Raw genomic sequence first — 26,627 nt, 5'->3', positions numbered from 1 at the left:
TTCTTTTGCATCCTTTCTCATATTTCTCCCTTGATTTTACCAGAACGAGGACATTCGTCTCCCCAAATTAACATTATAACATACTCATGCCTTTTGTGCCATCCATAACTGGTAATAGGCGCCCTGCGCCTGCATGAGTTCCTCATGGCTGCCAGCCTCTACCAGATGCCCCTGGTCAATCACCACGATTGCATCACAATCACGGACAGTAGATAACCGATGCGCAATCATCAATACCGTACGCCCCGCAGCGATTGCATCGATATTCTGCATGACTTTAGCCTCAGACTCATAATCCAAAGCACTCGTCGCCTCATCAAAAATCAAAATACGCGGATCCGTCATCAACGCCCTCGCAATGGCAATACGCTGCCGCTGCCCGCCTGACAGCAGGCCACCGCGCTCACCGACAAATGTCTCATAGCCATGCGGAAAAGCCTCGATAAACTCTGCCGCACCTGCTAATTGCGCAGCCCGTACCACCTCTTCATGCGTGGCATTTGGCACAGCGATCTTGATATTCTCCTCAATAGTACCTGAAAACAGCATACTATCTTGAAGCACCACCCCTATCTGCCGGCGCAGCCAAGCCGGCTCGACCTGCGCAATATCGACACCATCCACACGGATATGTCCCGTATCGGGAATGTACAGCCGCTGGATAAGCTTTGTCAGCGTGCTCTTGCCCGAACCAGAGCGGCCGACAATACCTACACGCAAGCCGGCTGGTATGCCTAAATCTATGCCATCAAGCACCTTGCGGCTATCCTTGCGATAGGAAAAAGATACTCCTTGAAGCTGGATATCGCCCGTAATATCCGGCAGCGTCGTGCGATTCGGACTCCAAGCCTCTTCTTTTTCCTCATTCATGATATCGCCAAGACGTGCCATCGAGACCCGTGCCTGCTGAAAGTATTGCCACGCATCCACCAGACGCATAACTGGTGCGATAAGCTGCCCTGCAATCATCTGAAAAGCAATCAGCTCACCAACGGTCAAGCTGTGATCCATAACCCGCAAAGCACCAACCCAAAGGATTGCCAGCGAGAAGATATTCTGCAAGAACATGCCAATAGAGCTGGCCGCCAAAGTAAGCTTAACCACGGAAAACACGGACATGACATAGCGTGCCAGCATTTCCTCATAGCGTGTTACAAAAGTCTCTTCCACCGCACAGTTCTTGACTGCATGGATGCCTGTGATCGTCTCGATCATAAACGAGCGGTTCTGTGCCCCTACCAGGAAACGCGTATTGATCAACCTCTTATAAATTGGAGCTGCAAGCACATTGAGCAGCACAAAGCATGGCAGGATAACCAGCACCACAATACTAAGCTGGCGGCTGTATACAAACAAGACCGCTAAATAAATGAGCGCAAAAACAATGTCCAGCACAACGGTCAGTGACGAGCCAGTCAAGAAATTCCGCAGATTTTCAAGCTCACCAGCACGTGATACCACATCACCTACCTGCCAGCGGTCAAAATACTTGGCCGGCAAGCGCATGATGTTCTGATACAACCGGCTGCCTAACGTCGCATCCATCTTGCTCGTGATATTGGTAAACACAAAACTTCGCAGCCCTGACATCCACTGCTGGAAAAGCGTTGATAACAGCATACCCAAAAGAAGGATGTCCAGTGTATCGACGCTACGATGCACCAGCACTTTATCGATGATAACCTGTGTGAACAGCGGCGAAGCCAGCCCCAAAAGCTGCAGCAAAAAAGATATTACAAATACATTGCCCAAAAAGCGGCTGTATTTCGTTACTACCGGTAAAAACCAGCGCCAGCCAAACTGTGCAGCCTCCGCATCATGCTGCTCTGCCTCACTGAGTTCAAACCGCCGCGTAAATAAGATAGCCGTTCCAGCAAAATCTTCGTACAGCTTGCGTGGATCCGCCAGCATTGGCTCCATCGATACTCTCGTATCATAGATAATCAGCTCATCAGAATCTTCCTGTTTCCCTGCCAGGACAACATAATTTCCCTGACTCATCTTGAGCATTACCGGCAACGGCAATTTCTCCAGGCGCTCCACGGAAAGGCCATGCCGGCAGCTGGCGCGCAAATGCAGGTCGTGGGCCGCCTGCAAGATAGTCGTTTCATCTACCGCACCCGGCTCAAGCGAATAGCCTCGCTCAAGCTGGTGCAAATCCACGGGAATCTGGAAATTCTTAGCCAGCACTACCAGTGAGCGTAAGCCTGTATCTATCATTACTTCCATGCTCAACGCTCCCTCAATGCTTCACTCTTATACTGACGGAACGGATCGAGGAAATAATCAATGATGCGTTTTTCCTTGATTTTGACTTCTGCCGTCACGTGCATACCCGGCCCCAGCTTCGACTGCGTACCAAATATATCCCAGCTGTCCGGATTGATTTTAAGCCGCAGCCGGTATTTCTCATAGGTAGTCGGGTCCTTCTCATCATTGGCCGCGTCAGGGCTGATATCCGCTACGGTCGCTTTCACAACACCAAATTTCTGGAAATTATACGTTTGTACCTTAACCTCGGCCTGCTGATCCTGTTTGATGAAACCAATATCTTTGTTATCCGCCCAGACTTCAAACTCAAGCTCGGCATCATCAGGTACAATCATCATCAATGCCTGCGCATCCGTCACGATACCGCCCACCGTATGAATAGCCAGATTGTAGACACGGCCATTGCACGGAGCCTCCACGACTGTGAGCTGTGCATCTTCTTCCGCTTTTTTAATTTCTTCTTCTAATGCGTAATATTGTTTGCGGGCTTCGACCAATGCCGTCATGACATCTTTCTTGTACGTCTCATCGACACTGTTCATCTTGCGCTGCGCTTCATCCATTTCAGCCTGTGACTGCTTTAGGACATCCGCCTGCGCATGCATATTCTGTTCCACCTCAATCCGTTGCGACTGCTGTTCAAGCAGCTGGAATTCCGCAATAGCATTCTGTGACACCAGTGTCTGCAGCCTGTTTTCCTTCTCTGCCGCAATTACATACATGCCACGATATTTCTCATAGCCCTCACGCGCAGCCTGCAAAGCTGCCTGCTTCTGCGCCACCATAGCATTGGCCGCATTATAATCGGCCTTGTACTGCCCCTGCCGGCTTTCATACAGCAGCCGCTCTGCCTGCACATCACGATCATCGAGTGCATCATCTGCTGTAATCTGGAAAGGTTTCCCCTCAAGCTCTGCCTCGAGGCGCTTGATATCCAACGCAAAATAAGCAGCCCGTTTCTTCAAACTGTCATAATCTGCCGTCGAGGACGTCGGGTCCATGATAACCAATGGATCACCTTCCTTGACATAATCGCCCTCGCGAACCTTGATTTCCCGAATGATCCCCTTATTCTTTACCTGAATTGTCTTCACCTGACCAGAAGGTACTATTTTGCCCTCTGCTACGGCAGTCTCGTCAATATGGCCCAATATGGACCATACAATCCCCACCGTCAGCAAAGCCAATATCGACCACATTACCATACGCCCTACCGGCGAAGGCGGCGTTTCTGTTACCTCCAGGATTGCAGGCAAAAACTCCGTTTCTACCTTCTCATCCGGCCCCTTGATAAAAGCCTGCCACCATTTTACTATCTTCATTCCGTTCCCTCCGACTGTTGCAAGTAAAGCTCGCGATAGATTCCATTCTGCTGCAGCAGCTGCTGCGGTGTACCAGATTCGGCAATCCGCCCCTTATCCAGCACAATGATGCGGTCACAATGCGCCACGGTTGACAAGCGATGGGCGATGATAAGCATCGTCCGCCCTTCACCAATGGCCTCGATATTCTGCATGATAATCCGCTCCGACTCATAATCCAAGGCACTGGTTGCTTCATCAAAAATCAAAATCCGTGGATTTGTCAATAAAGCCCTGGCAATTGCAATGCGCTGCCGCTGGCCACCAGACAAGCTTGCCCCTCGTTCGCCAGCCATCGTGTCATAGCCTTCCGGCAACTCCAAAATAAAATCGTGAGCACCTGCCAGCTTCGCTGCCTGTATGATTTCATCCATACCCGCATCGGGGCGTGCCAAAGCGATATTATCGCGGATGTTGCGATCAAACAGGAAATTTTCCTGCATGACAACACCAATCTGGGCTCTAAGATTATGGAAACCAAGCTCCTCCACCGGACGATTGTCGATAAATACACTGCCTTCATCCGGCAAATACAAGCGCTGTACCAGCTTCGACAGCGTGCTCTTACCTGAGCCAGATCTGCCGACAATGCCTATTTTTTCTCCCGCCTTGATTTCCAAATTGATGTCATCTAATACCAGCGGCAAATCCGGACGATACCGGAACGACAAATGCTCCAGACGGATATCCCCACGAACAGGTATTTCCCCCTGCTCAATCAGCACTGGCTCCATACCAGTATTCAGCACATCCCCGATACGTTCCAAAGCCAATCCTGCCTGTTGGACAGACGGCCATATCGTCAGCAGCTTGGTCATCGGCTGCATAGCCTGTCCGGCAATCATCTGAAAGGCGATGAGTTGTCCCAGCGTAAACTCTCCATCCATAACCATATGGCCGCCATACCATAGAATCCCCAGCGAAGCCAACGACTCGATGGTTCCTGAAAAGCCGCCCAGCACGACATTGAATTTCGCATTCTCGAACGTCGTACGCATATAACGCGCCAACAGTTTTTCCCAGCGATGATTAAACTGCGGCTCCAAAGCCAGCGCCTTGATCGTCTCCATATTCGTCACCGACTCTACAAGGAATGACTGATTTTCTGTGCCCGTACGCCAGACTGCATCAATCTTAGCTTTTACAATAGGCACGGACCATATATTCTGTATCAGATAAAGCGGCACAATCAACATAGCAATCAAGGTAAGCGGCACACTATAGTAAAGCATGAACGCCAAAAACACCGCTGAAAAAAACACATCCAGCAGGGTCATAAGGCCTGTTCCCGTCAAGAATTCCCGTATGCTCGTCAGCGCCTCAACGCGCATCAAAGTATCACCTACACGCCGGCTCTCATAATAAGGCAGCGGCAGGCTTATCATATGACGAAAAAGCCGCGTTCCCAGTATGGCATCCAATTTATTTGTCGTATGGGCCAAAAAATATGTCTTGAGTCCCGTAAGCAATGCCTGCACAAAGAAAAAAAGGACCATGGCACAGCCAATGACAGTCAATGTCGATAAGCCATTATTACCAATAACCTTATCGATAATAACCTGCGTGATAAGCGGCATGCCGATGCCCATCAACTGCAAAAAAAAGGCTGCCAGCAATGCCTCGCCCAAATATTTGCGATAATGCCGCAATACCTGGAAAAACCACGGCAGATTATACCGCTTGCAAAAATAATCCCAATTCCATTTTGCCGAAAAGACCAGCACCTCTCCAGTCCATATCTCTGCAAACTGGCTGGCTGGCATAGCCAACGGCTGCGGCAATGCGGGGTCCAGCACAAATACTGCTGCATCACTGTATACAACCAACACTGCGTAATGACCATTCGTCAACCGTATCAGCGCGGGAACCTCAACATCACGCAGCTCAGCAGCCTTCATCTGCAGCAAATGCGAGCGCAGATTATACTTCCGGGCCACTGACTGTAAAATCTCCCAATCAATCTCTGCATCAGTCCCGCATACTGACTTTGCCGACTCAGCATCAGCAGTACCGAAATGCGCAAAAATCTGTAGCAATGCCTGACGTCCTGTGTCAAGCTTATTGGTATTCTCTTCCATGTTACCCCCATCAAATATGTTGAAAATCAACACCTTGTAAATCCATAAGCATCATTATATCTTATTTTAATTATTTTTTAAATATCTATATAGCGAATCCCCCTACCATAGCGTTGACTAGAACAACATCTTAGTTTATAATCTCCTTGTTAATCAAATACTTTTGATATTTTCGTTGTTTTAAACAACCAAGTGGAGGATTATATGAAAAAGCTATCACTCAAATTGCTCACCGATATCGTTACTAACACGCGTAAAAAACAGAACCTGACGCAGCAGGAACTCGCCGAAGCCACAGGCATGAATCGCTCGGTACTGTCAAAGCTCGAAACCGGCGAATATACACCGTCCATCCCCCAGCTTGAAGCTCTGAGTGAAGTCCTGCATTTTGACCCGACCACACTCTTCCAGGAAGTTTCTACCGAAAAGACAGAGACAGTTTCTCCACTCCATATCGCTGTGGCCGGTACCGGCTATGTCGGACTTTCGATTGCCACGCTGCTCGCCCAACACAATCATGTCACGGCGATTGACATCATCGAGGCAAAAGTCAATAAAATCAATAACCGCATCTCTCCAATCCAGGATGACTACATTGAAAAATATCTCGCCGAAAAAGAGCTCGACCTGACCTGCGTCCTCAATGACCAAACAGTCAGCGAAACGAACCCGGCCTGGAAAGTCTATCAGCAGGCAGACTTCGTCGTCATCGCGGCACCGACTAACTACGACTCCAAAAAGAATTATTTTGACACCTCGGCCGTAGAATCCGTCATCGAACTCGTCGAAGCTGCCAACAAAGGCACCGGCCACATGCCTTGGATGGTCATCAAGTCGACGATTCCTGTCGGCTATACCGCTCAAATCCGTAAAAAATACAACAACGACCACATCCTCTTCAGCCCTGAATTCCTCCGCGAATCCAAGGCACTCTACGACAACCTCTATCCGAGCCGTATCATTGTCAGCATGGATGAAGAAAATCCTGCGACCGTAAAAGCGGCTCATACCTTTGCTTCCCTGCTGCAAGAAGGAGCTATCAAGGAAAACATCTCCACGCTTTATATGGGCTTTACCGAAGCCGAAGCCGTCAAGCTCTTCGCCAACACCTATCTGGCGCTGCGCGTCTCCTACTTCAATGAGCTCGACACCTATGCCGAATCCAAAGGACTCAACACGCAGCATATCATCGATGGTGTCTGCCTCGATCCGCGTATCGGCACCCACTACAACAATCCTTCCTTCGGCTACGGCGGCTACTGCCTCCCGAAAGACACCAAGCAGCTTCTCGCCAACTATGCCGATGTCCCGGAAAATCTCATCGAAGCCATCGTCGAAAGCAACCGGACGCGCAAAGACTTTATCGCTGACCGCGTGCTCGACCTCGCCGGTGCCTATGGCAACTCTGACAACTACGATGAATCCGAAGATGCGCACAAGGCAACAGACTGCACAGTCGGCGTATTCCGCCTGACGATGAAGTCCAACTCCGATAACTTCCGCCAGTCCTCCATCCAGGGCGTCATGAAACGCATCAAAGCCAAAGGTGCCACGGTCATCATCTATGAACCGACCCTCAAAGATGGCGATACGTTCTTCGGCTCGAAAGTCGTTAATGACCTCAATAAATTCAAATCACTGAGCAAATCCATCATCGCCAATCGCTACGATAGCTGCCTCGATGATGTAGCCGAAAAAGTCTATACGCGCGACATTTTCAAACGCGACTAATAAATAGGAGATAAAACAGATGGAACGTATCGAAAAACAACAGCTGGATTTAAATGGCAAGAATATCCTCGTGACTGGTGCCGCCGGCTTCATCGGCAGCTATCTTGCCCGCCGCCTGCTCAAAGAAACGACCGCTGCCACCATCATCGGCATCGACTGCCTCACAGACTATAATCCCATCGAACTGAAGGAATGGCGTCTCGAACAGATTGACAAAGCGGCAGAAAACTCCGCCTCTGCTTGGAAATTCGTCAAAGGCGACATCGCAGACAAAGAACTCATCGACAGCTTATTCACAGAATATAAATTTGCCGTCGTCGTCAACCTCGCAGCCCAGGCAGGCGTCCGCTACAGCATCGAGCACCCGGAAACCTATATCCATAGCAACCTCATTGGCTTCTACAACCTGCTTGAAGCAGCCCGTCATGACGAAGCAATCGAGCATTTCGTTTATGCCTCCTCATCTTCTGTATACGGCGGCAACAAGAAAATTCCTTTCAGCACCGATGATAAAGTTGACAATCCAGTCTCGCTCTATGCGGCCACAAAAAAATCCAATGAGCTCATGGCGCACTCCTACTCAAAGCTCTACAATTTCCCTACCACCGGCCTGCGATTCTTCACCGTCTATGGTCCTGCTGGCCGCACTGACATGTTCTACTTCTCGGCCACGAACAACCTCAAGGCTGGCAATACAATCAAGATCTTCAACTACGGCAACTGTAAACGCGACTTTACCTACATCGACGACATCGTTGAGGGTGTCTATCGCGTCATGAAAGGTGCACCAAAGAAAGAAACTGGCGAAGACGGACTCCCCGTCCCACCATATGCTGTCTACAACATCGGTGGCGGCACCCCTGAAAATCTGCTCGACTACATCGACACGCTCCAGCACGCCCTCGTTGATAGCGGCGTCCTCCCACAGGACTACGACTTTGAGGCGCACAAAGAACTCGTTCCGATGCAGCCCGGCGATGTTCCTGTAACCTACGCCGACAGCTCCGCTCTCGAGCGCGATTACGATTTCCGCCCTGCCATCGGCATAAAAGAAGGTCTCTCCAACTTCGCCAAATGGTACAAACAATTTTATCGGTAACGTAACTAAAAAACATACATTGTGTTCCAAGATTAAATTGAGGATAATCGCATCAGCGATTGTCCTCAATTTTTTTGCATAGCGTTTGGAATGCTCCATTCTATTTTCCGCTTACAGTATACTTTCTCTTCAAAATTTATGTATACATCATATCTTGTAGAATTTATGTTCTAAATATGATAGAATATATGTGTGTCCCCCGTCCAATCTATGGACCGCATCGAAAAATGGCTAGCCTTTTTTGCCAACAAACTCGATGAAAGCCAAAAGGAGGAACTCGCAATGAAAAATACAGCCATCAAAGATGCTATGCAAGCATCTGACCGCTACATCATGGACGATGCCGCCTACCGAGAGTATATCGCTCGCGAATCTGCCATCTGGGACTACAATAGTGACCTCAAAGCAAATCTTGCAGAAGGATTCAAACAAGGTCTCGAACAAGGCCGTGAACAAGGCCGCGAGCAAGGCGAACAAAAAGCACGTGAGACTGCAGCCCTCGACATGTTGCGCGACAATATGGACATCAGCCTGATTATGAAATACACTAGCCTCTCCGCCGAACGTATTGCTGAGCTTGCAAAAGAATTGTAAATTGCCCTTGTGATAAAAGGAACCGCCACCCTCACTTTGAGGAGAATGGCGGTTCTTTTTTATCTATATTCGGATTATCCTGTAATTCAAAATCAACCCACCGCGAAAAGAATGCCCGCTTTGCCACTGGCAGGCGGCGGAAACGCTCAAGCAGAGAAATCTCTTCAGGCAGCAGATGGCTCTCATCCGGTCGAAAGCCCAAAAGGTCATCGACATGCACCTGAAAAAGTGCGGCCAGCTTCATCAGCATCACATGATTCGGACTGCGCTGCCCCGCCTCATAATTGGCATAGGTCGCCCTGTTGATTCCCAGTCCATCTGCCACATCCTGCTGCCGCAAGCCACGCGCCGCTCGGATATGCTGGAGATTCTTCGAAAGCTCCGTCATAAGCTCACTTCCTCTGTTTCGTCTCCGTCTTTCCTCCACCTGCCATGTCTCCAAGCGCATACTCACAGCATTGCTGCACCAGGTTATTGACCGACACATCCTGTGATTTAGCCACCTCGGTCAACCTTTCTAGTAAATCGACTGGCAAGCGAAATGTCTTATTCATCATCTCAGATGATTTCTTGACTACAAACATCCCATCACCTCCGAAAAAGCATCGCTATAATCACGCTCTTGAATACTCCAAAACCTCTTTCTTTCCATACATATCCTGGTAATAATTCTGATAATCCCCGCTGATGATATGTTCCCACCACTCGCGGTGTTCCAGATACCACTGCACAGTCTTCTTGATACCATCCTCAAACTTCGTTACCGGCAGCCAACCAAGTTCTTCATGGATTTTTGTCGGGTCGATTGCATAGCGACGGTCATGCCCTTTGCGATCCGTGACATGTTCAATGAGGTCCTCGCTTTTGCCCAGCTCCTGCAGAATGGTCTTTACCACATCGATATTGGCACGCTCATTATGTCCACCAATGTTATAGACTTCCCCGACTTTCCCTTTACGGACAATCAAATCGATTGCCGCACAGTGATCCTCAACATAGAGCCAGTCACGGACGTTCAATCCATCCCCATAAACAGGCAGCTTCTTATCGGCCAAAGCATTGATAATCATCAGCGGAATAAGTTTCTCGGGGAAATGATACGGTCCATAGTTATTCGAGCAGCGCGATATCGTCACCGGCAGCTTATACGTCCGATGATATGCCTGTACTAAGAGATCTGCTCCCGCCTTTGATGAGGAATACGGACTCGACGTATGCAGCGGCGTCGTCTCCGTAAAGAACAAATCCGGCCGATCCAATGGCAAATCACCATAGACTTCATCCGTCGATACCTGGTGGTAGCGCTGAATGCCATATTTACGGCAGGCATCGAGCAATACACTCGTGCCAATGACATTCGTCTGCAGGAAAATCTCAGGGTTCTCGATTGATCGGTCAACATGAGACTCTGCCGCAAAATTTACAACAACATCCGGTTTTTCTGCCTCAAACAACTTATAGACAGCCGTACGGTCAGCAATATCTGCTTTGACGAACTTAAACTGAGGATTTTTCTGCGCTTCAGCCAAAGTCTCCATATTCCCAGCATAAGTCAGCGCATCCAAACAGATGATTTCATCTTCTGGATGATTATTCAGTTCATAGTAAACAAAATTCGATCCAATAAAACCGGCTCCACCCGTTACAATTATTTTCATTTAACAATTCTCTCCATATACAAATTGATTCTTGCTCTCTGCCAAAGTCGGGCCAGTCGTATCCTTCTCGCTGAGAACCGGCTCGATACCTGCTAGCAAACTCCCCCAGTCGACATTTACCTCCGGCGCATCGTAGCGCATACCACCCTCAGCCGCCTTGTTGTATACATTGTCGCATTTATAACGGAACTCCACATCATCTGTCAGTGTCAGGAAACCGTGTGCAAACCCTCGGGGAATGAGGAACTGCCGGTGGTTTTCTGCACTGAGCTCTACCGAAACCCATTTCCCAAAGGTCGGACTTCCCTTACGGATGTCTACCGCAACATCAATCACACGGCCCTTCGAGCAGGACACCAGTTTTGCCTGTGCATACGGTGGATTTTGCCAATGCAGTCCGCGAAGCGTCCCCTTCTGTGCCGAAAAGCTCATATTATCCTGTACAAAATCATTCGTTATGCCTAACGCTTCATACTTTGGCTTGTTGTAAGTTTCCGTAAAAAAGCCGCGATAATCACCAAACACATCTGTCTCGATAATCAAGACACCCTCAATACTCGTCTCAATGACCTTCATTCTTTCCTGCTCCCTTATTCCCGAATCATGCGAATCAAATATTTGCCATACTCATTCTTCAGTAATGGCTGTGCCAAACGCTCAACCTGGGCCGCATCGATATAGCCCATACGGTAGGCAATCTCCTCGACACAGGCGATTTTCAGTCCCTGCCGCGCCTGAATCGTCCGCACAAAAGAGGCTGCATCCAAAAGCGACTCATGCGTCCCGGTGTCGAGCCATGCATAGCCACGACGCATCTTCTCCACCTGCAGCGTGCCACGCTCCAGATAAACCTTGTTGACATCGGTAATCTCCAGCTCCCCACGCGGCGATGGCTTGATGGTCTTGGCAATATCGACAATATCCTTATCATAAAAATACAGCCCTGTAACCGCATAATTCGACCTCGGTGCCGCTGGTTTCTCCTCCAAGCTCAAAGCCTTACCCGCTGCGTCAAACTCGACAACACCATAACGCTCAGGATCAGACACATAATAAGCAAATACTGTCGCTCCCGCCTCACTGGCAGCTGCACGCTGCATTGCCTGCGACAAATCCGAACCATAGAAGATATTATCGCCAAGCACCAAAGCACAGGCATCACCATTGATAAACGACTCGCCAATCAGAAAAGCCTGCGCAAGTCCATCCGGGCTGGGCTGAACCGCATACGAAATATGGATACCAAACTGACTGCCATCCCCCAAAAGCTGAGAAAACGACTCTCTGTCCCCCGGCGTGGTAATAATCAAGATATCATTGATTCCTGCCAGCATCAGCGTACTGAGCGGATAATAAATCATTGGTTTATCATAAATCGGCATTAACTGCTTCGATACAACCTTTGTTAAGGGATAAAGCCGTGTCCCTGAGCCTCCAGCTAAAATAATTCCTTTTTTTATCAATACATTTCACCTTCATATATCTCTATATAGCATTTTCTGCAAATATAATAACTGTTATTAATTAACAAAATTACCATATGATTAACAATTTCCGCTAAAATCAATCATTCACCACGCCAAGCCCCACATCACCTGTTACAAGAATATTACATTATTAACCTTTGACATATTCCCCTTACCATCACTTCATCCTATAAAATTTATTTCTAATAGTACCGGAAATAAACACTTCTACAATTCTATGTAAAGATATTGCATATAGCGTACACAAAAAAAATGATACAACTATTCTTGCCATATTTGTATTAATTCCAAGTTTCGTTACAATATAGGTAGTCGTCCCCCACACAAAAAACTGTGCTAAAAAGAATGCATATGATATCTTTGAAAAAAATCTAATACTTTTCAAATCATATATCAAGGAAGGAACTTTCCATCCTGACATTGAAATAATCTGTAGTATAAACACAGGAAGTGATACCCAGCTATACAACATATAATTCCCCACAGAAACATGAAGTTTTACCCCTACAGTTACCCCAGCCACCAAAATCAAAAACTCTATTAATATCATCTGCCAAGAATAAAGCCATTTACTAACTTTGCTAAGCGATATTTTAGGCATTAACGAGCAAATTATTACCCCCAACAAAAACTCTAACATCCTAAAAAACGGATTGGAATATATACTACTGGTTTTAAAAAAGTAAACTATAAACGGTGCATACAGTAAAACACCCATCACAACTCCTATAATGACCACTTTTAGTCTAACAGTTATTTGCTTGACTATTTCCTGTATAAACGGATAAATAACGTAACACATTAGTATGCATGATATAAACCACGTACCGCCATTATGCGAGAATGTAAACAAGCTATCGAAACTTGATTGAATGCCCAGTATCTCCACCGGTGCCAATAAAATATTTTGACTTATTGTTTCCTTTCCTAAAAAAGAAACGTAAAGAATCGCTACAGTATAATATAAAGGAACAATGCCTATAATCCTTTTTATATAAAATTTTTTTATTACACTGATATCCTGTAAGTCCTTAGCTTTCCATGTCAAAAACAACGCAAACCCTGACAACATAAAAAATGCTGTCATATAGATAGCCCCCATACTCACAAAGGGTGTAAAGATACCATACTCACACTGTATATGGATATGTGAATGAAACAAAAAAATCATCAATACTGACAGGATCCTATATATATCCAGTCCTACAATTCGTGTCTGTCTATGACGAGCATTTTCCATATTTCTCCTCATGTCAACTCATACTGCAAAAGCATTTAATTTTTCAACCACATAGTTTACTTGTTTCTCTGTCATGCCATAGTACATCGGAATACTCAGCACTGTCCGACTGATTTCCTCAGCAATAGGCAATGCTCCTTCTGCAATCTGCAAGTCCTCGTAAGCCCCCTGCATATGCATCGGAATCGGGTAATGCTTTACCGTATGGATGCCATTATCCGCCAAGTATTTTTCCAATTCATCACGTTTCTCACACCGAATGACAAATACATGATAGATATGCTCATACTCATCTGAAGACGGTAACGGTAACTTAATCAGCGGATTTTTTATCTCGGCCAGATAACGGGCAGCAATTATACGGCGTGCATCATTCCACTTATCCAGATATGGCAGTTTCACACGCAGGAAAGCTGCCTGCATCTCATCCAAGCGGCTATTGGTTCCTTTATAAATATGATGGTATTTGTAATCCGAGCCATAGTTGCCAAGCGCACGAACTTTTTCTGCCAGTTCATCATCATTAGTGGTTACACAGCCGCCGTCGCCCAATGCACCGAGATTTTTGCCAGGATAGAAACTGAATCCAGCTGCATCGCCTAAGGCCCCAGCCTTTTTCCCTTTGTATCTAGCCCCATGCGCCTGTGCCGCATCCTCGATGACTTTCAGACCATACTTTTTCGCGATGCGATTGACTTCATCCATATCACAGCAACGTCCCTGCAGCTGAACCGCCATAACCGCCTTGGTTTTCGTTGTAATTGCTGCCTCAATATACGATACATCGATATTGAACGTCTCAATCTCCGGCTCCACGAACACCGGCGTTGCCCCCGCATAGGAAATCGCCAATGCCGTAGCGATAAAAGTATTAGAAGGTACAATGACCTCATCGCCAATCCCAATGCCATAGGCCTTCAAAATCAAATACAATGCATCGAGTCCCGTAGCGACACCAATGCAATGCTTGACACCAACATAAGCGGCAAACTCTTTTTCAAAAGCCTCTAGTTCCTTGCCCTGAATATACCAGCTATTATCCATGACCTTCTTATATGCTGCATCTAACTCACTACGAAGTTCATCATGCATCGGACGTAAATCCGCAAATGGTATTTCCATCTCTCTTCCTCCCATAATCACCGCAAAACATGATACCAAATATACTCTTCGAGTTGCTGTTCACAGTATGACAGCAAACACTCCTGTCTTGTAACCAGCAAATCTGCAATTACGACGCGCTTATACTCATTCTTATCGTAGAACCGCAACGCCCGCAGATTGGCAGGCGATACACACCAATAGACTTCCGCTAAATTCAGATTCCGAAATGCTCGGTCTATTATTGCCTGCATCGCAAAACGGGAACATCCTGTCCCCATAGCTTTCTTCCGGATGGTAATTGCAAATTCAGCAGTCGTACTGGTAATATGTTTCAGACTTACCGTTCCCATATATTCATTGCTTTGGTCTGCAATTGCCAGATGTAAATCCACAGGATTGTCATGTGCGCTCTTTATAAAACTCAAGCAATCATCTATCGTTTTCTCCGCAAAGTTAATCTGCAGATCATGCGTCACAGTATCATCATGCATCCATTCCAGCATCATCGGCGCATCTTTTTCTCTTAATTCTCGTAAACTATATGTAGTCTTCATATATCCTCGCCCCTGCGTTTCAATCTGCATTTGGATGTTCTTTGATAAATTCTATAAATTCATCATAATCACGAATATAATCGTTCTCATCATATAACTCCGAGGCAAACACTAAAAGTACCGCATCCTCCGAGAAATCAAACATCTCCCGCCACATATTATTGGCTACATACAACCCTTCATACGGTTTTTCGAGTGGCACCACCTTTTTCTCCTTACCATTGTCCAGCCGAATCTTGCATCCACCATGAATACACACCAAAATCTGTTCCAGTTTCTTATGCGCATGATGCCCGCGCACCACTCCTTCCGCCGTGTCATACATATAGTAAACACGCTTAATCTTGAATGGAATATCTTTAAATTCCTCCAATGCAATAAGCTGTCCTCGATCATCACCGTGAGGTTGAAAAACATATTTAATTACCCGCAATTTAATCCCCCTCCAACAAAAAATCGAAATAGATATTTTAGTTAAAGCCTTAAATACAGCAATCAATTAACAAATGTTTATTATTATAATTTCAGCGAAATATATGTAATTTTAAAGCATAATATCCCATAAAAAGCAACGTGTATATTTTTGTTTTTATAGAAACTTTTTTATTGTCAATCACTTGTCTTCTGCATGTATTAAAATATCTATTCAATTTAATCTTAGTTTTCCTATCACCAAACGAATTTGTCATATTCGTTTGGTGTCTCCTATACTTAGATCTCGTCTTACCACAAAAAACCGCCCGTCCAGTCAGAGCCATCCTTATCCACAAATGATATTCTCCATAATTAGGAAAATCGTCATTTTCCGGATATCCTCCAACTTTTTCCACTGCAGATTTTTTCATAATCAATCCTACAGACGGTATTGTATTAAATCTACATAAATCTTCAATCATTCTTTCACGATGTGCACAATGATTTGTAGAATCAATAACCTTGCCTACCCCATCAATTAAATCATAATCGCAAAAAACCATATTCACATCATCAGACATACATGACAACATATTCTCACAATGAGTTTCATCTAACAAATCATCTTGCCCCATCACTAAAACAAATTCACTTTTTGCACATTCAATGCCACGATTTGCTGTTTTACAAAACCCTTGATTACTTTCATTCTTTAGAATACTAACTAATGGAATTCCCCCATATAACTTCATTATATAATCATAGGAGCCATCGGAAGAACAATCATCTATTAATATCACTTCACTAAGAATACTTTGTGCTAAAATCGAATCAACTGTTTCTTTAATGTATTCCTTCCCATTATATATAGGAACAACAACACTTACCACTAATATCCTCTCCTATCTAATCATAGGTTTTATTTTTCTTATGACATACTTAAATTCTTCATCTTTATATGAACAAATAATAAGCAATACTGAAGTTATCAAAAGCAGTACCATGAATTTCACTATCAACATAGTTATAGTCGCAACATATATACAATTAGATATATAAAAAGCTACTAAACCTATCACTATTGTTTTAAGCAATAGCCTGAATTGTACCTTTAAATACCCCCTGAGTCCATCCTTAAAATATCCTTGAAAAAATACTACTGTTTCCCAAGGTATATCAATAACACAAAAACACAATATTGTTGAAATTATCACTCCATATAATCCAATATATTGAACTAGTATAATGTTTAAGATCAAGTTTGCAAACCCTGCTATATATGGTTTTATCCAATCCTTTTCCCATATCCCCGCAGCTATCTTATATGTACTCAAAGATCTCCTAAACTGTCTCACATATAAACTAAAGCATATCAAAAAAACAATGCCGATATCAAGAATCATATCTGGCCCCATCCAAATCAACATAAAATCCTGATATAGAGAAAAAAGCAAAACAACACACACAGAACTTATCATACCTATAAAATAGGTAAAATCAATAAAATTTTTATAATTCTTTTCTTTAGGCTCTATAGCTATACTATTACCTATACTCCCTGCAAACGAATTAGATACCATTATCAAAACACTAAGTATTCCGGAAAGAATATAAAAGTAATTATTATATATAGCTATCATGCTTAATCCTAAAAACATTGAAATAACAAGATTATCTGCACTATTAATAATAACCATATCCAATTGATGTCCAAACAGTGCCCCCACGCTCTTGAATAGCTTTTTCTTTTCTTGTGTTTCTATATCACCTTTACAGCATACTTCAGGATACATTTTCTTAGCATAGATATTCATAAAAACATTATTTAACAGCGTCCCCATAAGCAAACTTATTACGAATAAATAATAATTTTCAAATATTATCAACGCCCCGATCTGCAAAAAATAGGTTACCAAACTAGATATAACACTTGCCTTGCTTAACATATCATCTCTTTGATTCGCTGAAAACAATACCGATTTATATCCACAGAACAAATAGCTAATTGAAGTGTTTAGCAGTAACAAAACAAACACGATATATATATTTATATCATCTGGACAATGCCCACTTATAAAGTTCCTAACAAACGGCGTCAATCCTAACCCCATCACCAATATAAACAAGCCACAATATTTGTATATTTTTTTAAAGAATGCTAACAACGAGCATATTCTTTTTATATTTTTTTTAGCTACAGGCTCGTATAATGTATAAACAACAACTGTTGAGAATCCAAGTTCAGATAAGCTCAGTACTTGTAAAATCGATGAAAACAGTGAATTTATACCCGCATATTCTACTCCCAATCTATATATTAGTATAGTTCTTATAACGAACGGGCATAGCAATGTCACTATATATTTAAGCATGCCAAACACTAGATTTCTCGATGAGTTTTTTATCCTGTCAGTTCCTGTCATCATTCTCTATCCACAGCTTCAAAATTGACAGGACATTTCACATTAAAAGGCATATATGAAAGCATCTTTCTGTAATCTATTTCCCCTTTTTTCCAACTTTTTATCTTATTCATTATTTCCTCATACGGTATTTCCTTTTGTAACTGTATTATTTCCTCTTCTTTGCCAATCGAATAAAAATAATCATTAAATTTAAATGTCCAATAATTTGGATGATCTTTAAATTCAACCCAAACATTTGGCACTCCATATGTCTCTGCAACAATAAGGCCATGTAATGATTCTGAGATTACAAACTCACTATTTACAATTTCATCAATTACATCTGTCCACTTATCATAATTAACCAAGCTAATAACATTTAAATTTAATTCATCACACAATTTGCAAAAGCACTGACTATCAGTAGCAATTGTCCCCATATTCAATATCACACTACCATTTTTTTTCTTATCGATTTTAGGACTATAAAACAAAGGTAAAAGTAGGCCAGGATCGCCATATCTATCAGGACATTCTATACCAGCCTTCAACAAATATTCTCTCGTCAAAGGTCCGCGTACACTATATATTTTTTTAGGTACGCCCTTTATAGTATCATACGGTGATATTAGGCCTGAACCATATACTATCTTATTGTCTAAATCATAAAAACTTATAATACTACCAATTAAAGAATAACAATCAAAAAACTTAAAAAACAGCTTTGAATACGGTATCGATACAAACTTCATCGATGTAACGTATTCCCACAAGAATTTATTTAAATCATCTCCCCAATTATTGGTTTTGAATCCGAACCAATTATATCTCATAAAACATTCGGAAATAATCACATTATTTCTAGTAAGAACTTTTAACACACACACATATACATTATAAATTATAGTATATAAAAAACATCTCAGGCCAATCATAACTGCATATAACAATTTATTATTCTTAGCTATATTCTTTATCGAATTATACATTCACGCCCCCCACGAAGTCCCCTGTGAAAAAATATTTCCTTCTCAATCATTTCTCTTTTTTATAAAACAAGTCAATGCACGACATATTGCAATAGGAAAGCATAAAAAAAACACTCCCAGCACAAATCGTATAGATAAATTATCCAATCTTATAACGCGTCCTATTTCCCGACGTATTTCTTTTTGATTCATTAATATGTCTTCTTCATATTTTTTCGCATCATACACTAACATTTGCCGTGTACATCCTACTAGATATCGAACATATTGTTTCCAAATAATATACTTTAAATCATCATTTTCCGTTCTTGCAGAATTCATAATCTCACGCACAGCATATAAACTCGAAATTGTTTTTGGAGAAATTCCGCTATGCACAGCGCTGCCACTTCTCATGCGATAATGATATTTAAATAAAGGACTATACGCAAATCTATGCACCCGTTTCATCATTTGCCAAAAAAACAACATATCTTCTGCCGTTCCAATTGACTCATTAAAACGAACATTATTAATAAGATCCCTTTTAAATAATTTATCACAAAGTTCCCAGCATAATAACCTAGGCTCTCTAGGCGAAAAAATCTCTTGCAAAATCTCATCCCTAGAATACACTTTAGATTTTCTTTTGCAAAAAATGATTTTATCCCCCCTCACATCATTGCAAATATATCCGCCTCCAGATACCTCTGCATTCTTTTCTATCATTTCCCTAAGCAATAATTCATATGTATCTGTATCTACCCAATCATCCGCATCGACGAAACCAACGTAGCTCCCCGACATATTATCCAAACCTATATTACGAGCATGACTAACTCCAAAATTATTTGTGTGAATAACCTTTATACGCGAATCTTTTTTCTGCCATTCATCACAAATCTCACTCGTGCCATCATTTGATCCATCATCAATAATAATTATTTCTATCTTTGTATAGCTTTGATTAATCAACGAATTTATACAATTACTTAAATATTCTTTACAATTATACACAGGTACGATTATACTAATTAATTGTCTTCTCATGATTATTATCTTTCCTAACACGTTTAAAATTATTGGAAAAAATATTAATAAATATAGATGTGATCAAAAAACAAACCAGCTGATTAGCACCAAACATATTATCATAAAAAACCATTAATAGTGCCAACCATCCATAATTCTTCAAATATCTTATAGAGTACGAATCAGTCGTAAGCAACGCATAAAAAGCTCCAATCATCGAAACTTTTATCATGAATATTAAATAGTTTTTCTCTACAAACAATGACAAAAAAGCAGAATAGACATTACCAAGCCATGCCCCTGTCCTTACCCATCCAGGTTCCGAAGATATGATTCCATCTAAAAATAATTGAAAGCTTGCTAATCCTCCTAAATAATACCCCATCATAGTATACGTTAATGAAACGACAGCATTACTACTCCCATCTATTTCAGCAACCTTCCCTAACAACAATTGACTCATCATAAAACATCCTATGATGATAAATAGCATAAATAAACTTTGTTTCACCCCCATATGATACCACTTAGTATACCAAGGTACGATATATATAATAGCCAATAAAATAAATATTTTCGATGTAGATAATATTGCTAGAAAAAAAAGCGTGAAAGCGATAAAAATTCTCACCTTTTTTCTATTAAAAAATTCATATTCCATAAACATAATACTCGTTACCATCGCACTAGTAATTCCAGAATGTAATGATACCGAATTAGCGTTAATTAACGCCCGTAACCCAGCATACGATGATGTTGATACATAATATATGCCTATCATTATCTCAATATAACTAAAAATCATTACAAACGCAAAATAATATTTATACTCAAACAAACTAAACAGCAAATTTATCTTAAACTTAAACTGTTTAACTATGTATAAACACAACGAATATGATAAATATAGAGAACATACAAAAACAGAAAAAAAATTATCAAACTTAACAGAAAAACCACCAAACAACTCACCCACAAGCGAATATATTAACACTGTAGTTAAACAAAACGCTAAGAAAATAAACATTTGTGTTTTTGCACTATGTATATATCCTTCTATAGACATAAACACAAATAAAATAACGCAGGACAATTCACACATATTACTTCATCCTAACCAAATTCCGTGTATATCAATTATTGTATTTTCCATATCGACAGCAATAACAATCTTTCAATCCTCTAAAAATATATTTCAAGCGTAATAATTTATCTTTTTCTATAATTAGTACGCCAAAAATTAATTTTATCGTTCCAAATACAAACCTAATTCTATATATCAATGGCATTCTATTTTTTTTTAGCACATAAAATTTATTCCTTGTCATGTAGTAATATCTCAAAGCATTATGAGTTACATATGAATATTTATATCCTAAAATATTTACATATTGCTTTTCACCTAAATGATGGTCAATTTTTACTTTATTTATTCTCATTATGTTTTTTCCATAATTCATCAATCGGTAGCATATATCATTATCCACCCAATCAATAAACAAATCAGTATCATACCCGCCTATCTCACTAACAATATCACAGTTTATTATATTTCCAGATGTTAGTACCAAATTAACTTTTTCCGCATCATTACTTCCAGTATATTCCTCTGTATTAGCAGCATAAATACCTATTGTATAGTCGTTGTTATTTTGAATATAGTTAATCATTTTTTCTGCATCATCCTTACGAAAAGCTGTATCTTGATCCATAGTTAATAGATAGTCAGCTTTTTCCGAAAGTGCTTTTTTTAAACCGATATTTAAAGCATAAGCAACTCCTTTATTTTCATTAAACGGTATATATACAATATTATCTATTTTGTTTAATTCATCTAATATATCCTGAGATACTTCCTCAGAATTATCAATCGCATATACTTTCTCCACAGAATTACTATATGATTTTATATTATCTATAACATCACCAGCAGGATTATATAATACTACTATAGCAACAAATTTCATTTTCGCTTATCTCCAAGATTATAAGAAATTAACCATATTTTTCATCATCCGTTATCCAAGATTTTTCCTGTAAATATTCGATCAGTCTCTTAACTAATTTCCGGGGTGAAAATTCTATCTTTAAGTATTCCTGTAACTTCAAAGTAGCCTTAAGATATTCACTTTTCTCCAGCATATATAAGTTCTGTATTTTTTCACTTAATGCGTCAACATCACCCACTCTGTATAAATACATAGGCCTAAGATTGAGCGGATAATATTTCTCTGTACAATCCATCAATGCAGTCACACAAGGTATCCCGTACTGATGTGATTTTATGATATTAATCAATCCAGACACTCGATCCTCTTTCAAGGGAACCACACATATATACGCTTTTCTCATCATTGCATTATATTCATAAATTGGCAAATCAAAATATATCTTCACATTTGCAGGAACACTATCATACTTCCAAAGATATTTATTTACTACTAAACGAAACTCTATCTGCGGATTCAATAATGCGGTCTGCAATAATATTCCCCAATCTCGGTTATTTATCCCACCAGAAAAAACGTATTTTTCCTCTTTATATACCGGTGTTAAAAACTCATCTTTTGTATCGTATGTATCAGGAATATACACGCCTAACATTTCATTGTTTAAATTAAGTTTTTTTCGAATAACACCTATTATTTTTTCATCATTCATTATCGGTATAAAATTATCTTTATTCAAAGCCATTCGGGCTAATTTTGCATATCTTCTCTTTGGAATATCGATCCAGTTATATGAAACCAGTCTACGATTAATATGAAGCACATTAACTATAAACATAAAAATCAATCCCACAGCATGAGACCGAGTAACAATTATATCCGTTTTTTCTGTATTAACCAATAAGATAATTGATTGACACACAGCTATAAACACCTGCAGAAATTGTCCCCATATGCTACGTGGCCGCCAGCGTCTCACATGTAGCCAAAAGTCACTTACATTTACAACCGTTGTATCTCCATATCGAGAAAGTTCTTCATGCAACCATGTATCTGTTTCGTATTTGATTGAAACTCCGTAAAACACTTTAAACTTCATTTTCTCTTCCACATCCAACTTAATATTCAGTTACGCTTTATTACCCCCATCAGCTTGTTAAACTGAAAATCAATCTAATTAGTAATATCTAAAAGTACTACAAAGCCATCTATAAGCGCCCCACATTGTACCTCCTAAAATTCTTCACATAGCATCTTTTATTTTTCCATCAAAGCATATAATAAAGATAAACATATTATTTTTTTATTAACCATCCCATTAGATTTAATCAACAAATAAAATAATTTTAGAATTTCCCTTTCTTCTATATATCTTATTATATTAGAATAATCTCTTACAGATTTATTTAACTCTTTTTTATCACATTCACCTAACCACCAAAAATCAGCTAAACATATCAGCTGAAGTTTTACTCTACCTTCTATTCCCCGAATCATTTTCTCCATATTTTTTATTCTATCATACACCGTAATTTGTGGGGCCGAAGTATTGTTATCATGTATACGTCTTTTTACCAATGATTCATTTATATAATACATCTTATTATGAGATGCCGCATACATACCTATTATTAAATCATGCGATATCTGATATTCACCGATCCATTTACTACACACTAAAGCAGCGTCTCTTCTTACTGCTAAAGCCATACCTGTACTTCTGTTGTTACAAACCTGTTCTTCAAAACTAACGCATCTTTTCCCTCTAAAGTGCCAACTCGAAAAAAAGTCTTCTATTCCCGGCTGTGCTAGAAAAACTTTTTTCCTGTCACCATTGCTATCAATATATTTCTGACGGCACAACACTGCCTCTGCATTATTTTTTTTCATAACATCTGTCATTATTTTTATTTTATCCATATGCCAAATGTCATCCTGATCCGAAAAAAAAACTATATCAGCACTTATTTTACTTATTCCACTAATAAAATTCTCTGCAAAACCTTTATTTACTTTATTTTCTATCAATGTCCAATTTTTCAATCGATGTTTATTTATAAATTTCTTTATAATATCAACAGTCGAATCACTTGAACAGTCATCACAAATAAGCACTTCATCAGCTTTACGCGATTGCTTAACAATAGAACACATTTGTTCTTCTATGTATTTTTCACCATTATATGTTCCCATTAAAACCGCAACACTCAACACTATTTCCCCTCTATCTGTTGAATTTCTCGTTGATATGCCCTTATCACAATACGTCGATCAAATTCATTTTCCATCTTTTTCCTTGCAGCTATCCCCATCTTCTTTTTTTCTTCATATGGCAAATTAATAAATTTTACAATCGCACTATATAAATCTTGGACGTTCCTAGCCTTTACTCCCAATCCAGTAACCCCATCCTCTATAGTTTCTTTACACCCATAAATATCACATGTCGTGATAACAGGTCTTCCCGTCGCCGAAGCTTCAAGACATACATTCGACATCCCTTCTGGATAGTATGATGGATGTATCAACGCATGCGCTTTTTTTAGATACTCATGTACATCGTTTTGATGACCATGATAAATAACAATGCCTTCTTTATGCCATTTTTTTACCACTTTTTCATAACCATCTTCACATTTTCCTAGAACGTGAAATTCAACATTTTGATATTCTTTACGAATTTCTCTTGCAGCTTCTGCTAGTTCATAAATCCCTTTTTCTTTTAATATACGCGAAACAAAAACAAATTTTATGCTATCTTCATCGGAAGGATATTCTTCAAACTTATGCAAGTTCAAATTCACGCCTGACCCTGGAATCAACACAGGATTCTTCCAAAAAACACCATGTCGTTCCAACGTTAAGCGATTGCCTTCATTTTGAAAGAATATCGTCTGTTCATGGCCAGCTACCAATTTGTACAAAAACGTAGCCACCTTACATAACAGATTATCCTTGGCAAAAGCAGTTCCCAAACCAGTCACATTCATCAAATATGGAATATGATACCACCGTCCCATCATGCCACCATAAAGATTTGGCTTTATGGCAAAGCTTAAAATACAATCCGGTTTATACTGTTTCAGCAACCTCCGATAAAAGAATATCAATCTCAAATCCTTTATCGGATTCATTCCACGTCGTTGCACAGGCGTTTCGATTACTTCATCCACTATTGCAGCAACTTTTTCATAGCACTTTCCTCGCGGTATTGATGCAATAACGGTATGCCCCGCTGCTTTTAACTGCATCATTAACTCTCGCCGTGGCAAGTACAATCCCTCTGCATGATGGGCCAAAATCAAGATTTTCATATCTAGTTAAAAGTCTCCATAAATATTATTGCCAATATCATACTTTTCTATATTCAACGATTTCTGTCTAACGCCAGCACCTTCTGTAGCACTCTTGGTAAACAGCACCTTTACAGTTTGAATGATAATTGCCAGATCTGTCAGAAGCCCGCATTTTTCGATATACATCAAATCATAGACCAGCTTATCAAAAGCAGTTGTATTGTATTTACCATAAACTTGGGCCATGCCTGTAATGCCGGGTTTGACATTATGGCGATAGGCATATTCTGGTGTTTCCTTGACAAATTGTTCCACAAAGAAAGGACGCTCCGGTCTGGGACCGACAATACTCATATCACCGATAATCACATTCCAGATCTGTGGCAATTCATCAAGCCTTACGGAGCGCAGAAATTTCCCCAGTTTAGTGATTCTAAGGTCATTTTCCTGTGCCAGCATTGGCCCCGTATATTTTTCTGCATCTACTCGCATGGTGCGGAATTTGTAGACACGAAATTCCTTGCCGTTCTTGCCAGTCCGAATCTGACTATATAGCATAGGACCAGGATCGAAGATTTTTATTGCTATCCCTGTGACAACCATAAAGGGCAGAGCGCAGATAAAGCCGATACCTGCCACTACGATATCCAGCAATCGTTTTAACGTACGTACTTCTAAGCTGGGATTAAGGCTTTGCGGGCGAAATACGGGAATATCATCAATCTTGTCCAGTTCTGCGCCTGTACAAAAAATTTCATAGGTATTAGGAATCAACAGCGTTGTTTTTCCCGTCTGATGGCAGTGATTGATCACAGCCACTTTGTAGCGATGACGCATTCCCGGACAGAGGATAATCACATCGATATCTTCTGCTGCCTTACGCCAATCGCTTGACTCTATATCCGTACAGATGTATTTGAGTTTGAGATTTAGCTGCGGTTGTACGCGCAATCGGTTATATACATGCTCACACTCCTCAGCACTTCCCATCAGCATAACGGCGCGTTGTGCATGGAGTTTCTGCTCTAACCGCCAGCCAAGATACCGCCAAGCAATAAGCATAATTCCCTGCAAAACAGAACATATCGCAATTACCATTCGCGAATACGAAAACTCATGCATAAAAAAACTCAATGCAGTAACGAGAATAAAGGTACATAGTGTAGCCACAGCCGTGCTTAAAATAATTTCTGCAAAACGTTTTCTACCAATAGAATACAAACCATTGATATTCAAAAGCAAACTACTGATAATCAAGATTATCGGCAGCATCCCCGAATAAAGATACATATTGCTAACGATAATATCACGATCCAGAGCTATGCTTGTGGCAATAATATAAGCAGCAATAATAAGCGCTACATCACCTAGGAATAATATTAACTT

25 protein-coding genes are annotated in these 26,627 nt (G+C 41.1%); 3 read left to right on the top strand and 22 right to left on the bottom strand.

The window, feature by feature from the left end; all coding sequences use genetic code 11:
- Positions 1-84 precede the first annotated feature (84 nt).
- Genes BM181_RS01245 through BM181_RS01235 form a run of 3 tightly spaced genes read right to left on the bottom strand, consistent with a single transcriptional unit; the run spans position 85 to position 5,710 of the window.
- Positions 85-2,229 (bottom strand): peptidase domain-containing ABC transporter, encoded by a 2,145-nt coding sequence (locus tag BM181_RS01245; protein WP_075441699.1) that lies wholly within the window; start codon positions 2,227-2,229, stop codon positions 85-87.
- A 2-nt stretch (positions 2,230-2,231) separates the two neighbouring features.
- The gene (locus BM181_RS01240) at positions 2,232-3,593 is read right to left on the bottom strand and encodes an HlyD family type I secretion periplasmic adaptor subunit (RefSeq protein WP_075441697.1); all 1,362 of its coding nucleotides are present in this window, start codon (positions 3,591-3,593) and stop codon (positions 2,232-2,234) included.
- The gene (locus BM181_RS01235; protein WP_075441695.1) at positions 3,590-5,710 is read right to left on the bottom strand and encodes a peptidase domain-containing ABC transporter; all 2,121 of its coding nucleotides are present in this window, start codon (positions 5,708-5,710) and stop codon (positions 3,590-3,592) included. Before BM181_RS01235 ends, BM181_RS01240 begins: the two co-directional genes overlap by 4 nt.
- A gap of 204 nt (positions 5,711-5,914) precedes the next feature.
- Here BM181_RS01235 and BM181_RS01230 point away from each other — a divergent pair, with 204 nt between their 5' ends.
- The 3 genes from BM181_RS01230 (at position 5,915) to BM181_RS01220 (ending at position 9,134) form a co-directional block, all read left to right on the top strand.
- A complete protein-coding gene (locus BM181_RS01230; RefSeq protein WP_075441693.1) occupies positions 5,915-7,441 on the top strand; it encodes a nucleotide sugar dehydrogenase in 1,527 nt (508 codons plus the stop codon).
- Positions 7,442-7,460: 19 nt separating this feature from the next.
- Positions 7,461-8,540, top strand: coding sequence for an NAD-dependent epimerase/dehydratase family protein (locus tag BM181_RS01225; RefSeq protein WP_075441691.1), 1,080 nt, complete (start codon positions 7,461-7,463; stop codon positions 8,538-8,540).
- A 210-nt stretch (positions 8,541-8,750) separates the two neighbouring features.
- Complete coding sequence (locus tag BM181_RS01220; RefSeq protein ID WP_075441689.1) at positions 8,751-9,134, top strand: hypothetical protein; 384 nt, start codon at positions 8,751-8,753, stop codon at positions 9,132-9,134.
- A gap of 31 nt (positions 9,135-9,165) precedes the next feature.
- Here BM181_RS01220 and BM181_RS01215 read toward each other — a convergent pair whose 3' ends face one another.
- From BM181_RS01215 to BM181_RS01125, 19 genes are all read right to left on the bottom strand, one after another.
- Complete coding sequence (locus BM181_RS01215) at positions 9,166-9,522, bottom strand: helix-turn-helix domain-containing protein (RefSeq protein WP_075441687.1); 357 nt, start codon at positions 9,520-9,522, stop codon at positions 9,166-9,168.
- Positions 9,523-9,526: 4 nt separating this feature from the next.
- Positions 9,527-9,718 (bottom strand): toxin-antitoxin system HicB family antitoxin, encoded by a 192-nt coding sequence (locus BM181_RS01210; RefSeq protein ID WP_075441685.1) that lies wholly within the window; start codon positions 9,716-9,718, stop codon positions 9,527-9,529.
- 30 nt (positions 9,719-9,748) lie between these two features.
- Complete coding sequence (gene rfbB, locus BM181_RS01205) at positions 9,749-10,792, bottom strand: dTDP-glucose 4,6-dehydratase (protein ID WP_075441683.1); 1,044 nt, start codon at positions 10,790-10,792, stop codon at positions 9,749-9,751.
- Positions 10,793-11,368 carry a dTDP-4-dehydrorhamnose 3,5-epimerase gene (gene rfbC, locus BM181_RS01200; RefSeq protein WP_075441682.1) on the bottom strand — a complete coding sequence of 192 codons (576 nt, stop codon included), beginning with the start codon at positions 11,366-11,368 and terminating at the stop codon, positions 10,793-10,795. It abuts the gene before it with no gap.
- Between the two features lie 14 nt (positions 11,369-11,382).
- Positions 11,383-12,255 carry a glucose-1-phosphate thymidylyltransferase RfbA gene (gene rfbA / locus BM181_RS01195; RefSeq protein ID WP_075441680.1) on the bottom strand — a complete coding sequence of 291 codons (873 nt, stop codon included), beginning with the start codon at positions 12,253-12,255 and terminating at the stop codon, positions 11,383-11,385.
- Positions 12,256-12,436: 181 nt separating this feature from the next.
- Positions 12,437-13,519 (bottom strand): acyltransferase family protein, encoded by a 1,083-nt coding sequence (locus tag BM181_RS01190; protein ID WP_075441678.1) that lies wholly within the window; start codon positions 13,517-13,519, stop codon positions 12,437-12,439.
- 18 nt (positions 13,520-13,537) lie between these two features.
- Complete coding sequence (locus BM181_RS01185) at positions 13,538-14,641, bottom strand: DegT/DnrJ/EryC1/StrS family aminotransferase (protein WP_075441676.1); 1,104 nt, start codon at positions 14,639-14,641, stop codon at positions 13,538-13,540.
- Positions 14,642-14,658: 17 nt separating this feature from the next.
- On the bottom strand, positions 14,659-15,177 hold the full coding sequence (locus BM181_RS01180; protein WP_075441674.1) for a GNAT family N-acetyltransferase: 519 nt from the start codon (positions 15,175-15,177) through the stop codon (positions 14,659-14,661).
- A gap of 19 nt (positions 15,178-15,196) precedes the next feature.
- Positions 15,197-15,610 (bottom strand): sugar 3,4-ketoisomerase, encoded by a 414-nt coding sequence (locus tag BM181_RS01175; RefSeq protein WP_075441672.1) that lies wholly within the window; start codon positions 15,608-15,610, stop codon positions 15,197-15,199.
- A gap of 91 nt (positions 15,611-15,701) precedes the next feature.
- On the bottom strand, positions 15,702-16,481 hold the full coding sequence (locus BM181_RS01170) for a glycosyltransferase family 2 protein (RefSeq protein WP_075441670.1): 780 nt from the start codon (positions 16,479-16,481) through the stop codon (positions 15,702-15,704).
- 12 nt (positions 16,482-16,493) lie between these two features.
- Complete coding sequence (locus BM181_RS01165) at positions 16,494-18,017, bottom strand: lipopolysaccharide biosynthesis protein (protein ID WP_143092072.1); 1,524 nt, start codon at positions 18,015-18,017, stop codon at positions 16,494-16,496.
- A complete protein-coding gene (locus BM181_RS01160) occupies positions 18,014-18,931 on the bottom strand; it encodes a polysaccharide pyruvyl transferase family protein (protein ID WP_371263000.1) in 918 nt (305 codons plus the stop codon). Before BM181_RS01160 ends, BM181_RS01165 begins: the two co-directional genes overlap by 4 nt.
- A gap of 96 nt (positions 18,932-19,027) precedes the next feature.
- On the bottom strand, positions 19,028-20,014 hold the full coding sequence (locus BM181_RS01155) for a glycosyltransferase family 2 protein (RefSeq protein WP_075441664.1): 987 nt from the start codon (positions 20,012-20,014) through the stop codon (positions 19,028-19,030).
- The gene (locus BM181_RS01150) at positions 19,995-21,098 is read right to left on the bottom strand and encodes a hypothetical protein (protein ID WP_075441662.1); all 1,104 of its coding nucleotides are present in this window, start codon (positions 21,096-21,098) and stop codon (positions 19,995-19,997) included. Before BM181_RS01150 ends, BM181_RS01155 begins: the two co-directional genes overlap by 20 nt.
- Before the next feature lie 31 nt (positions 21,099-21,129).
- Positions 21,130-21,963 carry a glycosyltransferase gene (locus BM181_RS01145; protein ID WP_075441660.1) on the bottom strand — a complete coding sequence of 278 codons (834 nt, stop codon included), beginning with the start codon at positions 21,961-21,963 and terminating at the stop codon, positions 21,130-21,132.
- A gap of 28 nt (positions 21,964-21,991) precedes the next feature.
- Positions 21,992-23,044 (bottom strand): hypothetical protein, encoded by a 1,053-nt coding sequence (locus BM181_RS01140; RefSeq protein WP_075441658.1) that lies wholly within the window; start codon positions 23,042-23,044, stop codon positions 21,992-21,994.
- A gap of 158 nt (positions 23,045-23,202) precedes the next feature.
- Positions 23,203-24,156, bottom strand: coding sequence for a glycosyltransferase (locus BM181_RS01135; RefSeq protein WP_075441656.1), 954 nt, complete (start codon positions 24,154-24,156; stop codon positions 23,203-23,205).
- Positions 24,157-24,158: 2 nt separating this feature from the next.
- Complete coding sequence (locus BM181_RS01130) at positions 24,159-25,259, bottom strand: glycosyltransferase family 4 protein (protein ID WP_075441654.1); 1,101 nt, start codon at positions 25,257-25,259, stop codon at positions 24,159-24,161.
- A gap of 6 nt (positions 25,260-25,265) precedes the next feature.
- On the bottom strand, positions 25,266-26,627 hold a 1,362-nt coding region (locus BM181_RS01125), incomplete at its 5' end, for a sugar transferase (RefSeq protein ID WP_218150073.1).

This window comes from Pseudoselenomonas ruminantium, from assembly GCF_900113715.1.
Classification (GTDB): domain Bacteria; phylum Bacillota; class Negativicutes; order Selenomonadales; family Selenomonadaceae; genus Selenomonas_A; species Selenomonas_A caprae.
This window is presented reverse-complemented; position numbering and strand designations above follow the sequence as displayed.

Coding starts and splice junctions, on each gene's coding strand:
- BM181_RS01180 (WP_075441674.1), bottom strand. CDS start 15,177: ATGAAGACTACATATAGTTTACGAGAATTAAGAGAAAAAGATGCGCCG.
- BM181_RS01145 (WP_075441660.1), bottom strand. CDS start 21,963: ATGAAATTTGTTGCTATAGTAGTATTATATAATCCTGCTGGTGATGTT.
- BM181_RS01140 (WP_075441658.1), bottom strand. CDS start 23,044: ATGAAGTTTAAAGTGTTTTACGGAGTTTCAATCAAATACGAAACAGAT.
- BM181_RS01215 (WP_075441687.1), bottom strand. CDS start 9,522: ATGACGGAGCTTTCGAAGAATCTCCAGCATATCCGAGCGGCGCGTGGC.
- BM181_RS01165 (WP_143092072.1), bottom strand. CDS start 18,017: ATGATGACAGGAACTGACAGGATAAAAAACTCATCGAGAAATCTAGTG.
- BM181_RS01185 (WP_075441676.1), bottom strand. CDS start 14,641: ATGGAAATACCATTTGCGGATTTACGTCCGATGCATGATGAACTTCGT.
- BM181_RS01155 (WP_075441664.1), bottom strand. CDS start 20,014: ATGAGAAGACAATTAATTAGTATAATCGTACCTGTGTATAATTGTAAA.
- BM181_RS01210 (WP_075441685.1), bottom strand. CDS start 9,718: ATGTTTGTAGTCAAGAAATCATCTGAGATGATGAATAAGACATTTCGC.
- BM181_RS01230 (WP_075441693.1), top strand. CDS start 5,915: ATGAAAAAGCTATCACTCAAATTGCTCACCGATATCGTTACTAACACG.
- BM181_RS01150 (WP_075441662.1), bottom strand. CDS start 21,098: ATGTGTGAATTGTCCTGCGTTATTTTATTTGTGTTTATGTCTATAGAA.
- rfbC (WP_075441682.1), bottom strand. CDS start 11,368: ATGAAGGTCATTGAGACGAGTATTGAGGGTGTCTTGATTATCGAGACA.
- BM181_RS01235 (WP_075441695.1), bottom strand. CDS start 5,710: ATGGAAGAGAATACCAATAAGCTTGACACAGGACGTCAGGCATTGCTA.
- rfbB (WP_075441683.1), bottom strand. CDS start 10,792: ATGAAAATAATTGTAACGGGTGGAGCCGGTTTTATTGGATCGAATTTT.
- BM181_RS01160 (WP_371263000.1), bottom strand. CDS start 18,931: ATGATTGGCCTGAGATGTTTTTTATATACTATAATTTATAATGTATAT.
- BM181_RS01190 (WP_075441678.1), bottom strand. CDS start 13,519: ATGGAAAATGCTCGTCATAGACAGACACGAATTGTAGGACTGGATATA.
- BM181_RS01225 (WP_075441691.1), top strand. CDS start 7,461: ATGGAACGTATCGAAAAACAACAGCTGGATTTAAATGGCAAGAATATC.
- BM181_RS01245 (WP_075441699.1), bottom strand. CDS start 2,229: ATGGAAGTAATGATAGATACAGGCTTACGCTCACTGGTAGTGCTGGCT.
- BM181_RS01240 (WP_075441697.1), bottom strand. CDS start 3,593: ATGAAGATAGTAAAATGGTGGCAGGCTTTTATCAAGGGGCCGGATGAG.
- BM181_RS01220 (WP_075441689.1), top strand. CDS start 8,751: ATGGACCGCATCGAAAAATGGCTAGCCTTTTTTGCCAACAAACTCGAT.
- BM181_RS01130 (WP_075441654.1), bottom strand. CDS start 25,259: ATGAAAATCTTGATTTTGGCCCATCATGCAGAGGGATTGTACTTGCCA.